Below are 13929 nucleotides of genomic sequence, written 5' to 3' on the forward strand. Positions count from 1 at the left end.
GCCGACCACCGCTATGAGGCCGCCTTCGCCGCGATTCCCCTGCCATTCCGGCATGGGCGGGTGGCGAAAATCCACATGGGCAACGCTCATACCGGTGCCGCCAGCGGGCCAGGTCGTCAGACTCTCCGCAAGCGGTTCCAGTTGTCCAGAGGCATAACCGGAAAGGAATTATCCTATGGCGGCTCCAGTCGTCACGATGCAGCAATTGATTGAAGCCGGATCGCACTTCGGCCACCAGACCCACCGCTGGAACCCGCGGATGAAGCCGTACATCTTCGGCGCGCGCAACGGTGTCCACATTATCGACCTGTCGCAGACCGTGCCGCTGTTCGCGCGCGCGCTCGATTTCGTCGAAGCGACCGTGCGTTCGGGCGGCAAGGTGCTGTTCGTCGGCACCAAGCGCCAGGCCCAGCAGCCGATTGCCGAAGCGGCCCGCGCCTGCGGCCAGCACTTCGTCAACCACCGCTGGCTCGGCGGCATGCTGACCAACTGGAAGACCATCAGCCAGTCGATCAAGCGCCTCAAGACTCTTGAAGAGCAGCTCTCGGGCGAAACCTCGGGCCTGACCAAGAAGGAAGTGCTCCAGCTGACGCGTGAGCGCGACAAGCTGGAAATGTCGCTTGGCGGCATCCGCGACATGGGCGGCATTCCTGACGTCATGTTCGTGATCGACGCCAACAAGGAAGACCTGGCCATCAAGGAAGCCAACGTGCTCGGCATCCCGGTGGTTGGCATCCTCGATACCAACGTCGATCCCAGCGGCATCGCTTTCCCGGTTCCGGGCAACGATGACGCGGCCCGCGCCGTTCGGCTTTACTGCGACGCCATTCGCGATGCGGCCCTGGCCGGTCGGGGTGCCAAGGTGATGCAGTCGGGCGCCGATTTCGGTGCCATGGACACGCCGCCGACCGAGGAACTCGCCGCAGAGGCGTAATTCCCCGGGCGTGCGGTCGCCAGATCGCAACACTCCACTCCTAGTGCGCCGGGCCATCCCCCATTCAGGGCCCGGCGCCCTGATTTCAGACAAGAAGGAAAATCACCATGGCTGCATTCACTGCCGCTGACGTGAAGGCCCTGCGCGAAAAGACCGGCGCGGGCATGATGGACGCCAAGAAGGCGCTCGAATCGACGGGTGGCGACATCGAAGCCGCAGTTGACGCGCTGCGCGCCAAGGGCCTCGCCACCGCCCAGAAGAAGTCGAGCCGCACCGCCGCCGAAGGGCTCGTGGGCGTGGCTGTTTCCGGCACCCGCGGCGTCGCTGTCGAAGTGAACTCGGAAACCGACTTCGTTGCCAAGAACGACAAGTTCCAGGATTTCGTCCGCAAGACCACCGAAGTGGCGCTGGGCGTATCGGGTGACGATGTCGAAGCGCTCAAGGGCACCGCTTACCCTGATGGCGGCACCGTCGGCGACAAGCTGACCGACAATGTCGCCACCATCGGTGAGAACCAGCAGGTTCGCCGCATGAAGACGGTCGAAGTCGCCCACGGCGTGGTCGTTCCCTACATGCACAATGCCGCTGCGCCGAACCTCGGCAAGATCGGCGTGCTGGTTGCGCTGGAAAGCGAAGCCGGGGCCGATGTGCTCGAACCGCTCGGCAAGCAGCTGGCGATGCACATCGCCGCCGCCTTCCCGATGGCGCTCGATGCTGCCAGCCTCGATGCCGACGTGATCGAGCGTGAGCGCAAGGTTGCCGCTGAAAAGGCTGCCGAAAGCGGCAAGCCCGCCGAAGTCCAGGCCAAGATGGTCGACGGCGCGGTGGCCAAGTTCGCCAAGGAAAACGCCCTGCTCAGCCAGGTGTTCGTGATGGACAACAAGACCCCGATTGCCGAAGTCGTGGCCAAGGCGGGCAAGGATGCCGGCACCACGATCGTGCTGAAGGACTATGTCCGCTTCCAGCTCGGCGAAGGCATCGAGAAGGAAGAAACCGACTTCGCTGCCGAAGTGGCTGCCGCCGTCAAGGGCTGAGCCGCTTCCACGCGATTGCAATCCAGGCGGCCGCCGGACTGATTGTCCGGCGGCCGTTTTGCTGTCAGCGAGAGGCTGGCCTGACCTCGATCAGCCAGATCTCCGGCGGGGTAAACAGGCGCACCGGGGCCAGACTGGTGCCAAGCCCCGCGCCGACCACCAGCGCCTTGCCATGCTCGTCCACCCGCCCGCAGGCGTAGCGGTCGCCATAGTCCGACATGGTCGCAGGCGCACCGCCCCAGGGATAGGCAATCTGGCCGCAATGGGTGTGCCCGGCGAGAACCAGCGGCACGCTGTTGGGCACGTCGGGGAAGGGATCGGGGCTGTGGCTGAGCAGAACCCGCGCGCCCCGCAGCGGCGCCATGGCGTCAAGCGTCTGCCGCAGGTCCGCGCGCCGGGTAAAATCATCGTCCAGACCGCCAATGACGAGGGGCCCGGCCACGCGCGCGGAATTCGCCAGCAGAATTATGCCATGCTTGTCGAGCTCGGCTGCCAGACCTGGCATGTCGAACCAGTGGTCATGGTTGCCGGGCACCGCGATGACGCCCAGCCTTGCCTTCAGACCAGCCAGCGGGGCGACGATTTCCTCCGCCGGATAGACACGCGTCGCGAGCATCTTGTCGCTGACCAGGTCGCCGGCGATCAGCACCAGGTCCGGCTCCAGCGCGTTGACCTGCGCCACGATCCGCACCAGCCGCTCGGGCGGCATATCCGGCCCGGCGACGTGGATATCGCTCAGCAAGGCGATCCGGACGGGCGAAGACCCGCCCGGCAAACCCTTGTGGACGAATTCGGTGTGCCGCACCTGGGGATCGCCCATGGTGTCGGACCATGCCTTCCCCGCCAGCGCCAGGGCGAGAACCACCAGCAGCGCGAGCACGCGCCACAGACCCTTCCGCCTTTCCCCTTTGCGCGTCATGGACCTAGCGGCTAAGGAGCGCGGCACGCCATCGCAACCGGATTCTGATCGCCCATGACTGTTCCTGCCGCCAGACGCATTCTTCTCAAGCTGTCGGGTGAGGTGCTGATGGGAGACCAGCAGTTCGGGATCGATCCCGCCTTCGTGCTGGAGCTGGCCAAGGAAGTGAAGGCGGCCAAGGAAACCGGGCTGGAGCTGTGCCTCGTCATCGGCGGCGGCAATATTTTCCGCGGCATGGCAGGCGCGGCCCAGGGGATGGACCGCGCGCAGGCCGACTATATGGGCATGCTTGCCACCGTGATGAACGCGCTGGCCATGCAGAGCGCGCTGGAGCAGCTGGGCGTACCGACGCGGGTCCAGTCCGCCATCTCGATGGACCAGGTGTGCGAGCCGGTGATCCGCCGCCGGGCCGAGCGTCATCTGGAAAAGGGCCGCGTGGTCATTTTTGCCGCAGGCGTGGGCGCGCCCTATTTCACCACCGATTCCGGCGCCGCGCTGCGGGCCGCCGAAATGCGGTGCGATGCCCTGTTCAAGGGCACCAGCGTGGACGGGGTCTATGACAGCGACCCCAAGAAGAACAGCGCTGCGGTTCGTTACGACACAGTCACCTATGACAAGGTGCTGGCAGACAATCTCAAGGTGATGGACGCCTCGGCCGTGGCCCTGTGCCGTGACAACGCGATCCCGATCGTGGTCTTCTCGATCCGCGAAAAGGGCAATCTGGCGCGGGTGCTGGCCGGTGGCGGCGTCCAGACAGTAGTGCAGAAGGAAGCCTGACCATGGCCAAGTACGACAAGAACGATATCGAGCGCCGTATGCAGGGCGCGGTGGACAGCCTGAAGAGCGATCTCGGCGGCCTGCGGACCGGCCGGGCGAACACGGCCCTGCTCGATCCGGTGGTGTGCGAGGTCTATGGCGCGATGATGCCGCTGAGCCAGGTGGCGACCGTGTCGGCCCCCGATCCGCGCATGCTCAGCGTGCAGGTGTGGGACAAGTCCAACATGACTGCGGTGGAAAAGGGCATTGCCAAGGCCAACCTCGGCCTCAACCCGATGATCGATGGCCAGACCCTGCGCCTGCCGCTGCCGGACCTGACCCAGGACCGCCGCAAGGAGCTGGCCAAGCTGGCCGGGGAATATGGCGAGAAGGCCAAGATCGCGATCCGCAATGTGCGCCGCGACGGGATGGAATCGCTCAAGGAAGACGAAAAGAAGAAGGAAATCTCCGAGGATGACCGCAAGCGGTCGGAGGACGATGTCCAGAAGCTGACCGACAAGTATGTCGCCGATATCGACGCGGCCGTGGCGGCCAAGGTCAAGGAAATCCTGACTCAGTGATAACGCCCTCTCCCCTTCAGGGGCGAGGGTCGGGGAGAGGGGATTATCACACCTCGGAAGTCCCTGAATTCCCCCTCTCCCGACCCTCTCTCCCGGGAGCGCAGCTCGGCGCAGCCAACGGGATTGGGCTATGACGACCGCCAGACACGTCGCCATCATCATGGACGGCAACGGACGCTGGGCCAAGCGCCGCTTCCTGCCGCGTGCGATGGGTCACCAGCGCGGGGTGGAGGCGGTGCGCGAGCTGGTCCGCGGGCTCGAAGGGACGGGCATCGAATGCCTGACGCTCTACGCCTTCAGCAGCGAGAACTGGAAGCGCGAAGAGGAAGAGGTCGACGACCTGATGAACCTGATGCGCAAGTTCATCAAATCGGACCTGCCGGAATTCATTGCCAATGACGTGAAGCTCAAAATCATCGGTGACTGGCAGGCGCTGGCACCGGATATCGTGGCCATGCTCAAAGACGCGCTGGAGCAGACCGCCGGGGGCAGCCGCACCATCGCGGTCGCGCTGAACTACGGCTCGCAGAACGAGATCGCGCGCGCCGCGGCCAAGGCGGCGACCGCAGGGGACATCACGCCCGAGACGATTGCCGCCAACCTGGACACGGCCGACCTGCCGCCGCTCGACCTGCTGATCCGCACCAGCGGCGAAGTGCGGCTGTCGAACTTCCTGCTCTGGCAATGCGCCTATGCCGAGATGCTGTTCGTCGACACGTTGTGGCCGGACTTTACGCCGGCGCACCTGCAGCAGGCGCTGGATGACTTTGCCAATCGGGAGCGGCGCTATGGTGGTCGGTGACGGGCGGGCACGCAATGCCGATCTCGGCGTGCGGACTGCCTCTGCCGTGGTCATGCTGGCGGTAGCCGGGGCGGCATTGTGGCTGGGCGACCCCTGGCTGGATGGTTTTATCCTGCTGGTCGCGCTCGCGTGCCTGGTCGAACTGGCCCGGCTGGTAACAATCGCCTCAAGGCCCGGCGTAGCGCGGCTCGTCGGCCTGCTGGCTGGCGCCATCTATGTCGGTCTGGCGGCCTATGCCCTGGTGCAGATGCCGGTCGGCGTGCTGCTCGGCGTGATCCTGATCGTGGTGGCGACCGATACGGGGGCCTATTTCAGCGGGCGCACCTTCGGCGGCCCCAAGATTGCGCCGAGGATCAGTCCGTCCAAGACGTGGGCGGGCCTTTATGGCGGGATGCTGGCGGCCGGGCTGGTGGCGGCAGGGACCTTCATCTGGAACGCGGGCGAGGCGGCCTGGTCGCCGATGCTGGCGATTGCCTTTGCCATCGGCGCGATGCTGGCAGTGGTGGCGCAGATGGGCGACTTTTTCGAAAGCTGGCTCAAGCGGCGGGCGGGGGTCAAGGACAGCTCCCGCGTGATCCCCGGCCACGGCGGGGTGTTTGACCGGGTTGATGGGCTGTTGCCGGTGGCAATCGTCGCCCTGCCGCTGTGGCTGATGCATCCGTGACTCGCTCGATCACCGTTCTTGGCGCGACCGGTTCGATCGGCGATTCGACGCTCGACCTGATCCGCCGCAACCGCGATGACTGGCGGGTCGAGGTGCTGACCGCCAACGGCAATACCGATAAGCTCGCCGCGCTGGCCCGCGAATTTGGTGCGGCGCTGGCAGTGTGCGGAGACGAGGGCTGCCTGCCGGCCCTGCGCGCGGCGCTGGCCGGGTCCGGGATCGTAGCTGCTGGCGGGGAGCAGGCCCTGGTGGAGGCGGCAATGCGCCCGGTCGACATGACGGTAGCCGCGATTGTCGGCTGTGCCGGCCTTGCCCCGGTCATGGCCGCAGCTGAGCGCGGCGGCACCATTGCTCTGGCCAACAAGGAAGCGCTGGTCGCGGCAGGCGATGTGCTGATGGCGGCAGCGCGGCAGGGCGGGGCGACCCTCCTGCCGACCGACAGCGAGCATAACGCGATCTTCCAGTGCCTGGCTGGCAACCGCATCGAGCATGTCCGCTCGATCACGCTGACCGCCAGCGGCGGCCCCTTGCGGACCTGGAGCATGGAGCAGCTCGCCGCTGCCACCCCGGCGCAGGCGGTGGCGCACCCCAACTGGGATATGGGCGCCAAGATCAGCGTCGATTCCGCCACCATGTTCAACAAGGGGCTGGAGCTGATCGAGGCCTGGCACCTGTTCCCGGTCGGGCTGGATAAGCTGAAGATCGTGGTCCATCCGCAGAGCGTGATCCATTCGATGGTCGAATACCGTGACGGGTCCACCCTGGCCCAGCTCGGCCCCAGCGACATGCGGGTGCCGATTGCCTCGTGCCTGGCCTGGCCGGAGCGGATGGATACGCCCTGCACCCCGCTCGATCTTGCCGCACTTGGCCAGCTGACCTTCGAAGCGCCTGACGAACAGCGCTTCCCTGCGACCCGCCTCAGCCGTCAGGCGGCGGAAGCGGGCGGGGCGATGCCGGCGGTTCTCAACGCAGCCAACGAGGTGGCGGTGGCGGCTTTCCTCGCCGGTCACTTGTCGTTCACCCGGATTGCGGTAATTGTGGAAGAGACAATGGCCCGCTACGCCCCTTCCGCACCCGCTGCGCTGGCAGAGGTTCTGGCCGTTGACCGGGAAGCGCGTGCACAGGCGCAGGGCCTGCTGGAGACCGCTTAGGTGTTCGAATCCCCCCCTTTCTGGATGTATATCGCCGGGTTCCTGCTGGTCCTCGGCCCGCTGGTGACAGTGCACGAGTTTGGCCACTATCTGGTCGGCCGCTGGTTCGGGGTGAAGGCGGAAGCCTTCTCGGTCGGGTTCGGCAAGGAGCTGTTCGGCTGGACCGACAAACGCGGCACCCGCTGGAAGATTTCCGCCCTGCCGCTGGGCGGTTATGTCCAGTTCAAGGGCGACATGAACCCGGCAAGCGTTCCCGACGAGGATGCGCTGGCCGCGATCCCGGCCCACGAGCGGCAGGATGCCTTCCATTTCAAGCCGCTGTGGCAGCGTGCCTTGATCGTGGCGGCCGGACCGGTGACCAATATCGTGGTCGCGCTGGCGATCTTCGCGGCCTTTTTCATGGTCCTGGGCAAGCCGGTGCCGGTCGGGACGGATGACCAGCTGACGATTGCCGGTTTCAGCGAGAATTCGGCTGCCAGAGCCGCAGGGGTTCAGGTTGGTGACCGGATCGTCGCGATTGACGGCAAGCCGGTGGCGAATTTCCGCGAAGTGCAGAGCAAAATCATGCTCCATCCGAGCCGGACCTTTGCAGTGGAAGTGCTGCGGGACGGCGCATCCCGCACGTTCGACATCACCACCAACCGGATGGAAGTGACTGATCAGTTCGGCAACGCCTCCACCATCGGGCTGATCGGCGTGATGCCCGGGGCGGTCGAGGTGGAATTCGAGCGGCAGGGACCGATCACCGCCTCGGTCATGGCGGTTGAGCATAGCTGGTACCTGGTCCGCACCATGGTGACCGGCATCGGGCAGATTTTCAGCGGTGACCGGTCAGTGCGCGAGCTCGGCGGCCCGGTGAAGATCGCCAAATACTCCGGCGAGCAGTTCAGCCTGGGCCCGCTTGCCTTCTTCGAATTCATGGCCCTGATCTCGCTTAACTTGGCGTTCATCAACCTCTTGCCAATCCCCGCCCTCGATGGTGGTCACCTGGCATTTTACGCGGCAGAAGCGGTCCGCCGCAAACCGGTGGGGCCGAAGGGGCAGGAACTGGCGTTCCGCACCGGTGTGGCGCTCGTGCTGATGCTGATGGTGTTTGTGACGGTCAACGACCTGGTCTCGCTGCCGGTGTTTGGCGGGTGATTGCGGTGAGAGGCCGGAAAAGCACGGGGGTTGGCTTGTTGCTGTGCTTGATTGGGGTGCGTGCATCGGGCAGAGGGCGCCTTTAGTCCGCGCGGGGTCCGATGGGCCGACGCCGGGGTTGCGATTGTAGAGATTGGACGGGAACACCGTGTCGATGACGAAGAGCCAGATTTCCCGCAGCGGTGCAGCGTCACGCGGCGGCCGCCTTGCCGCTGCCCTGCTCGGTTGCACTGTGCTGGCGGGAATGCCTGCCCTTGCCGCTGCGCAAGACGCGCCCGCCGCTCAGCCCGCGCCAGCCGTTGCTCCCCAGCAGAACGTGATCCGCACGATCGCGGTGGTCGGGGCCGAGCGGCTCGAAGCGCAGACGATCCTGTCCTACATCCGACTGCGTCCGGGCGATGTCTACACCCAGGTGGCGGCTGACCAGGCGATCAAGGATCTCTACGCCACCGAGCTGTTCTCCAATGCCAGCGTCCGCAACGACGGCGGCGCGGTGGTGATCGAGGTGACCGAAAACCCTGTGGTCAACCGGATCATCCTGGAAGGCAACAAGCGGATCAAGAACGACAAGATCCTGCCTGAAATCAAGCTGGCTCCGCGCCAGATCTTCACCCGTTCCAAGGTCCGCGCCGATACCGCCCGGATCATCGAGCTGTACAAGCGCCAGGGCCGCTATGCCGCCACGGTCGAGCCCAAGCTGGTCGAACTGAACCAGAACCGCGTCGATATCGTCTATGAAATCTCGGAAGGGCCCAAGTCCAAGGTCCGCCAGATCAACATCATCGGCAACGAGCAGTTCAGCGACGGTGAAATCAAGGGCGAGATGATCACCAAGGAAGCGCGGTTCACCCGCTTCTTCAGCTCCAACACCAGCTACGATCCTGACCGCCTGGCCTTCGACCAGCAGAAGCTGCGCCAGTTCTACCTGACTGAGGGCTATGCCGATTTCCGGGTAATTTCGGCGGTGGCCGAGCTGACCCCCGACCAGCGCGATTTCATCATCACCTACGTGGTGGAAGAGGGTGAGCGCTACAAGTTCGGCGATGTCCAGGTCGAAAGCCAGCTGCGCGATTTCGACGGCGAAACGATGACCTCCCGCTTGCCCATGAAAACGGGCGACTGGTACAATGCCAAGTCGGTCGAGGACACGGTCGAACAGCTGAGCGAACTGGCCGGCACCTTCGGTTATGCCTTCGCCGATGTTGCGCCGCAGTTCACCCGCAACAAGGACGACCTGACCATGGACGTCCGCTACGTCATCCGCGAAGCGCCGCGGGTCTATGTCGAGCGGATCGACGTCAACGGCAACACCCTGACCCAGGACAAGGTGGTGCGGCGCGAATTCCGGATTGCCGAAGGCGATGCGTTCAATTCGCTCCAGGTCAAACGGTCGAGCGCGCGCATCAAGTCGCTCGGCTACTTCCAGGAAAACTTCGAGATCGAGCAGAAGGAAGGCAGCGCGCCTGACCGGATCGTGCTCGAAGCCAACGTGCAGGAACAGCCGACCGGCGAGCTCCAGCTTTCTGCGGGCTTCTCCTCGCTGGAGCGTTTCATCCTTGCCGCTTCGGTGCGCCAGCGCAACTTCCGCGGGCGGGGCCAGACGGTGGGTGTGGGCGTCAACTGGTCGCGGTTCTCGCGCTCGTTCAACCTCAGCTTCACCGAACCTTACGTGTTTGATCGCAACGTATCGGCCGGGTTCGACCTTTACCGGCGCGACGTGAACAGCTTCAACTTCACCAACGCCAGCCGCAACACCACCTTCAAGCAGGCCACCACCGGCGGATCGCTGCGGGCAGGTGTCGCCCTGACCGAATATATTTCGGCGGTGGCCAGCTACACCCTTAACTTCGACGACATCACGCTCGATGAGAACCAGTTCTTTGCCGACCTTGACGGCGATGGCATTCCCACCTGCGAGCCGCTGCTCGCGGGCCGGTTCCTGTGCGATGCCCTCGGCAAGCGGACCAGTTCGATCCTCGGCCTGACGCTGGCGTACGACACCCTTGACAGCCGCCTGCGCCCTAGCCGGGGCGAGGCTGTCTCGCTGACCACCGAATTTGCCGGGCTGGGCGGCTCGGTCAAGTATCTGCGGGTGCGCGGCAAGGCGGCCAAGTACTGGCCGGTGCTCAACGGCTTCATCTTCTCCGCCTCGGTTGAAGGGGGCTACATCAAGGGCCTGTCCGATCGCGGTCCGGGCGAAGATGATGTCCGCCTGACTGACCGTTTCTTCCTCGGCGAGCCCCAGTTCCGCGGGTTCGATATTCGCGGCGTCGGCCCGCGCGTGCTGCGCCAGCCGATTATCGCCGATCCGGACAGCCCGGACCCGAACAATCCGGTGCCGCTGATCATCACCGACCGCAACCGCGTGGCTGACGACGCCATCGGCGGCAACGCCTACTACCTCGGCCGGCTGGAGCTCGAGATTCCGCTTGGCTCGGGTGCCCGCGAACTGGGCTTGCGCCCGTCGGTGTTCATGGACGTGGGGGCGCTGTTCAACGTCACCGCACCGGCACTGCAGCAAAGCCCGTTCCCGGGCGGGATCGACCTCCCGATCCGCGATGCCAACGGTGCGCCGCTGTTCACCCAGGTCACCGCCGCCGAAGTCGTCAACGGGGTCTGCACCCCCACCGGCACGTCGACCGTGACCAATCCGATCAATCCCAGCCCCCCGGCCTGTCTGACAAACGCCAACAACACCGCGCTGGTTTCCAACATCGCGCCGTTCCGCGAGGTGTTCCTCGGGGATACGCCGAGCCCGCGCGTGTCAATCGGGATCGGGGTCAACTGGAACTCGCCGTTCGGTCCGTTCAGGATCGATTTTGCTCACGTGCTTAGAAAGGCCGAGGGCGATGACACCAAGAAATTCACATTCAACGTAGGAACACAATTCTGATGAACATTTCCACCAAGCTGTTTGCCGGTGCTGCGCTTGCGGCCGTGGCCATGGCATCCGCGCCGGCTTCGGCCCAGCTCAACGGCATGGCCACCGCCAGCCCGGAGGCCGTGATTGTCCGCTCTGCCGCGCGCATCGCCGCCTACCAGCAGATCGATCAGCAGTATTCCCAGGCGATCCAGCAGGTCCGCGCCCTGCGCCAGGAGATGAACACGCTCCAGCAGCAGCTCGACACCAATGGTGATGGCCAGCTGACCGAGCAGGAAGTTGCCGCTGGCAGCGCCCAGGTGACGCAGCTGCAGCAGAAGGACCAGCAGGCCAACGAACTGACCCAGCCGATCGCGCTGGCCCAGTATTACGTGATCGAGCAGCTGATCAACGATTATGCCAACGCCCAGAACCAGGTGCTCCAGGCCAAGAAGGTCCAGGTGCTGCTGTCGCCCGACGCGATCCAGCAGGCTCCCGAAGGGTTCAACATCACCAACGATATCCTGAAGGCGCTCGACACCCGGCTGCCGACGGTGACCATCACCCCGCCGGCCAACTGGCAGCCGCGGCGCGATACGGTCTCCACTCACCAGACCGTGCAGCAGGTGCTGATGGCCGCTGCGCAGCAGCAGGCGGCGATGCAGCAGCAGCAACAGCAGCAGCCGGCCCCGCAGGGCCGCTGATTTTTGCGCGACAGAGAGAGGCAGGGCAATGAGTGACGCAGGCGGCACGGCCGCTTACGATATCCGCAAGGTGCTCAAGGCCCTGCCGCACCGCTATCCCTTGCTGCTGGTCGATCGGGTCAAGTCGATCGAGCTGGGCGAACGGATCCATGCGGTGAAGGCGGTGACCTTCAACGAAGAGTTCTTCCAGGGCCATTTCCCCGGCGCGCCGATCATGCCCGGCGTGCTTCAGATCGAGGCCATGGCGCAGGCAGCAGCGATCCTCGGGATCGAAACCCTCCAACTCGCCGGGACAGGCAAGCTGGTCTATTTCATGGGGATAGAGAACGCCAAGTTCCGCAGCCCGGTGACGCCCGGGTGCCTGCTCGATCTCGAGGTTGCGTTCCTCCAGAAGCGCAGCCGCGTCTACAAGTTCAAGGGGCGGGCCAGCGTCGAGGGCAAGACCACCTGCGAGGTCGAGTTCACCGCGATGATTGCCGATCCGCCCGCCGATTAGGCCTCAATCAGCCTCCTTCCGCAGGATTGCCACCTGCGGGCCGATTTCCCCTCAAAACCGGTGACTCCCGTCCGGCCTTTTGGTAGGCCCGTGTCCGACGAGAGTGGCAGGATGCCGTTTCCCAGCCACCGGCGGTCGCGACCACGGGATTCCGGGCTGCCCCTTGGCAGCCCACGAGGGGGAAAGCGCGATGGCCGACAAGCAAAAAGCATCCGATCTGTTTATCCAGTGCCTTGAGGAAGAAGGCGTCGAATACATCTTCGGCGTTCCGGGGGAAGAGAACCTCGATTTCCTCGAAAGCCTTTCCTATTCGAGCAAGATCAAGCTGATCCTGACCCGGCACGAACAGGGCGCCGGCTTCATGGCGGCGACCTATGGCCGCCACACCGGCAAGACCGGCGTCTGCATCGCCACATTGGGCCCGGGTGCCACCAATTTCGTCACCGCTGCCGCCTATGCCCAGCTGGGGGGAATGCCGATCCTGATGATCACCGGCCAGAAGCCGATCAAGAAGTCGAAGCAGGGCCGCTTCCAGATCCTCGACGTGGTCGCCATGATGGGGCCGATCACCAAGTACACCCACCAGCTCGCCGCAGGTGACAACATCCCCAGCCGCGTGCGCGAGGCGTTCCGCCTGGCCGAAGAGGAAAAGCCTGGCGCGGTCCATCTCGAATTTCCCGAAGACATTGCCGAGGAGCAGACCGACAGCCAGCCGATCAAGCGCTCGCTCGCACGCCGCCCCTCAGCCGAGCACAAGGCCGTGCGCCAGGCGGTGGAGGCGATCGAGGCAGCCAAGGCCCCGGTGCTGGTGATCGGCGCCGGTGCCAACCGCAAGATGACCGGGCGGATGCTGCGGCAGCTGATCGACAAGACCGGCATCCCGTTCGTCACCACCCAGATGGGCAAGGGCGTGATCGACGAGCGGCACCCGCTGTTCTTGGGCTGCGCTGCGCTGTCCGCCGGGGACTTTGTCCACCGGGCAATCGAAGACTCCGACTGCATCGTCAACATCGGACACGATGTGATTGAAAAGCCGCCCTTCTTCATGAAGGCCGGCGGCCCCTGCGTGATTCACGTCTCGACGCGCACTGCTGAAGTCGATCCGGTCTATTTCCCCCAGATCGAGGTGATCGGCGATATCGCCAACGCGATCTGGCAGATCAAGGAAGACGTGATGCCGCAGGGCAAGTGGAAGTTCGACCACATGCTCGCCTACCGCAAGGCAGAGGTAGACCACACCACGCCGCTTGCAGCCGACGAACGCTTCCCGATCTTCCCGCCCCATCTGGTCCAGGCGGTGCGCGAGGCCATGCCGGAAGACGGCATCATCTGCCTCGACAACGGGGTCTACAAGATCTGGTTCGCGCGCAATTACACCGCCTACCTGCCCAACACCGTGCTGCTCGATAATGCGCTGGCGACCATGGGAGCCGGCCTGCCGAGCGCGATGATGAGCGCCATGCTCTATCCCGAACGCAAGGTCATGGCGGTCTGCGGGGATGGCGGCTTCATGATGAACAGCCAGGAGATGGAAACCGCCGTCCGCCTCGGCCTCAACCTGACGGTGCTGATCCTGCGCGACGATGCTTACGGCATGATCCGCTGGAAGCAGGCCAACATGGGCTTCAAGGATTTCGGCCTGACCTATGGCAACCCCGATTTCGTGATGTATGCCGAAAGCTATGGGGCCAAGGGGCACCGGGTGGAAAGCGCCAGCCATCTCAGGCAGGTGCTGGCCCATTGCCGCGATACGCCGGGGGTCCACCTGATCGATTGCCCGGTCGATTACACTGAGAACGACCAGATTCTGAACATCGACATCAAGCGGCTGTCGAAGGAACTGTAAGCAAGCAATGCGGGACCCCGGGCGAGGCCCGGGGTGACGAAG

Annotated in this window: 13 protein-coding genes; 12 read left to right on the forward strand and 1 reads right to left on the reverse strand. The window is 64.7% G+C overall.

Annotated elements, in window-relative coordinates; all coding sequences use genetic code 11:
* Positions 1-175: 175 nt before the first annotated feature.
* Together rpsB and tsf are read left to right on the forward strand one after the other, a co-directional pair.
* Complete coding sequence (gene rpsB / locus U4960_RS07300) at positions 176-934, forward strand: 30S ribosomal protein S2 (RefSeq protein WP_324262878.1); 759 nt, start codon at positions 176-178, stop codon at positions 932-934.
* Positions 935-1041: 107 nt separating this feature from the next.
* Positions 1042-1968, forward strand: a complete 927-nt coding sequence (gene tsf / locus U4960_RS07305; RefSeq protein WP_324262879.1) for a translation elongation factor Ts — start codon at positions 1042-1044, stop codon at positions 1966-1968.
* Between the two features lie 64 nt (positions 1969-2032).
* Here tsf and U4960_RS07310 read toward each other — a convergent pair whose 3' ends face one another.
* Positions 2033-2887 (reverse strand): metallophosphoesterase, encoded by an 855-nt coding sequence (locus tag U4960_RS07310; protein WP_324262880.1) that lies wholly within the window; start codon positions 2885-2887, stop codon positions 2033-2035.
* Positions 2888-2941: 54 nt separating this feature from the next.
* On the opposite strand from U4960_RS07310, the gene pyrH reads away from it, so the two are divergent.
* From pyrH to U4960_RS07360, 10 genes are all read left to right on the forward strand, one after another.
* Complete coding sequence (pyrH, locus tag U4960_RS07315; RefSeq protein ID WP_324262881.1) at positions 2942-3664, forward strand: UMP kinase; 723 nt, start codon at positions 2942-2944, stop codon at positions 3662-3664.
* Between the two features lie 2 nt (positions 3665-3666).
* Entirely contained in the window at positions 3667-4224 is a 558-nt protein-coding gene (frr, locus tag U4960_RS07320) for a ribosome recycling factor (RefSeq protein ID WP_324262882.1), read from the forward strand.
* Between the two features lie 130 nt (positions 4225-4354).
* A complete protein-coding gene (gene uppS, locus U4960_RS07325; protein ID WP_324262883.1) occupies positions 4355-5026 on the forward strand; it encodes a polyprenyl diphosphate synthase in 672 nt (223 codons plus the stop codon).
* Positions 4986-5690: a phosphatidate cytidylyltransferase gene (locus U4960_RS07330; RefSeq protein WP_324262884.1), complete on the forward strand. Its 705-nt coding sequence runs from the start codon at positions 4986-4988 to the stop codon at positions 5688-5690. The genes uppS and U4960_RS07330 overlap by 41 nt, the downstream gene beginning before the upstream one ends.
* Positions 5687-6841 carry a 1-deoxy-D-xylulose-5-phosphate reductoisomerase gene (gene dxr, locus U4960_RS07335; RefSeq protein ID WP_324262885.1) on the forward strand — a complete coding sequence of 385 codons (1155 nt, stop codon included), beginning with the start codon at positions 5687-5689 and terminating at the stop codon, positions 6839-6841. Before U4960_RS07330 ends, dxr begins: the two co-directional genes overlap by 4 nt.
* Positions 6842-7981, forward strand: coding sequence for an RIP metalloprotease RseP (gene rseP / locus U4960_RS07340; RefSeq protein ID WP_324262886.1), 1140 nt, complete (start codon positions 6842-6844; stop codon positions 7979-7981).
* Positions 7982-8135: 154 nt separating this feature from the next.
* Positions 8136-10874, forward strand: a complete 2739-nt coding sequence (gene bamA, locus U4960_RS07345) for an outer membrane protein assembly factor BamA (protein ID WP_324262887.1) — start codon at positions 8136-8138, stop codon at positions 10872-10874.
* The gene (locus tag U4960_RS07350) at positions 10874-11545 is read left to right on the forward strand and encodes an OmpH family outer membrane protein (protein WP_324262888.1); all 672 of its coding nucleotides are present in this window, start codon (positions 10874-10876) and stop codon (positions 11543-11545) included. The genes bamA and U4960_RS07350 overlap by 1 nt, the downstream gene beginning before the upstream one ends.
* Before the next feature lie 28 nt (positions 11546-11573).
* Complete coding sequence (gene fabZ / locus U4960_RS07355) at positions 11574-12041, forward strand: 3-hydroxyacyl-ACP dehydratase FabZ (protein WP_324262889.1); 468 nt, start codon at positions 11574-11576, stop codon at positions 12039-12041.
* 190 nt (positions 12042-12231) lie between these two features.
* The gene (locus tag U4960_RS07360) at positions 12232-13887 is read left to right on the forward strand and encodes an acetolactate synthase large subunit (RefSeq protein ID WP_324262890.1); all 1656 of its coding nucleotides are present in this window, start codon (positions 12232-12234) and stop codon (positions 13885-13887) included.
* Positions 13888-13929 lie beyond the last annotated feature (42 nt).

The organism is Altererythrobacter sp. H2 (assembly GCF_035319885.1).
Classification (GTDB): domain Bacteria; phylum Pseudomonadota; class Alphaproteobacteria; order Sphingomonadales; family Sphingomonadaceae; genus 34-65-8.

Bases quoted from the DNA above. Each gene is read 5' to 3' on its own strand.
- rpsB (WP_324262878.1), top strand. From the start codon at position 176: ATGGCGGCTCCAGTCGTCACGATGCAGCAATTGATTGAAGCCGGATCG.
- tsf (WP_324262879.1), top strand. From the start codon at position 1,042: ATGGCTGCATTCACTGCCGCTGACGTGAAGGCCCTGCGCGAAAAGACC.
- U4960_RS07310 (WP_324262880.1), bottom strand. From the start codon at position 2,887: ATGACGCGCAAAGGGGAAAGGCGGAAGGGTCTGTGGCGCGTGCTCGCG.
- pyrH (WP_324262881.1), top strand. From the start codon at position 2,942: ATGACTGTTCCTGCCGCCAGACGCATTCTTCTCAAGCTGTCGGGTGAG.
- frr (WP_324262882.1), top strand. From the start codon at position 3,667: ATGGCCAAGTACGACAAGAACGATATCGAGCGCCGTATGCAGGGCGCG.
- uppS (WP_324262883.1), top strand. From the start codon at position 4,355: ATGACGACCGCCAGACACGTCGCCATCATCATGGACGGCAACGGACGC.
- U4960_RS07330 (WP_324262884.1), top strand. From the start codon at position 4,986: ATGACTTTGCCAATCGGGAGCGGCGCTATGGTGGTCGGTGACGGGCGG.
- bamA (WP_324262887.1), top strand. From the start codon at position 8,136: ATGACGAAGAGCCAGATTTCCCGCAGCGGTGCAGCGTCACGCGGCGGC.
- U4960_RS07350 (WP_324262888.1), top strand. From the start codon at position 10,874: ATGAACATTTCCACCAAGCTGTTTGCCGGTGCTGCGCTTGCGGCCGTG.
- fabZ (WP_324262889.1), top strand. From the start codon at position 11,574: ATGAGTGACGCAGGCGGCACGGCCGCTTACGATATCCGCAAGGTGCTC.
- U4960_RS07360 (WP_324262890.1), top strand. From the start codon at position 12,232: ATGGCCGACAAGCAAAAAGCATCCGATCTGTTTATCCAGTGCCTTGAG.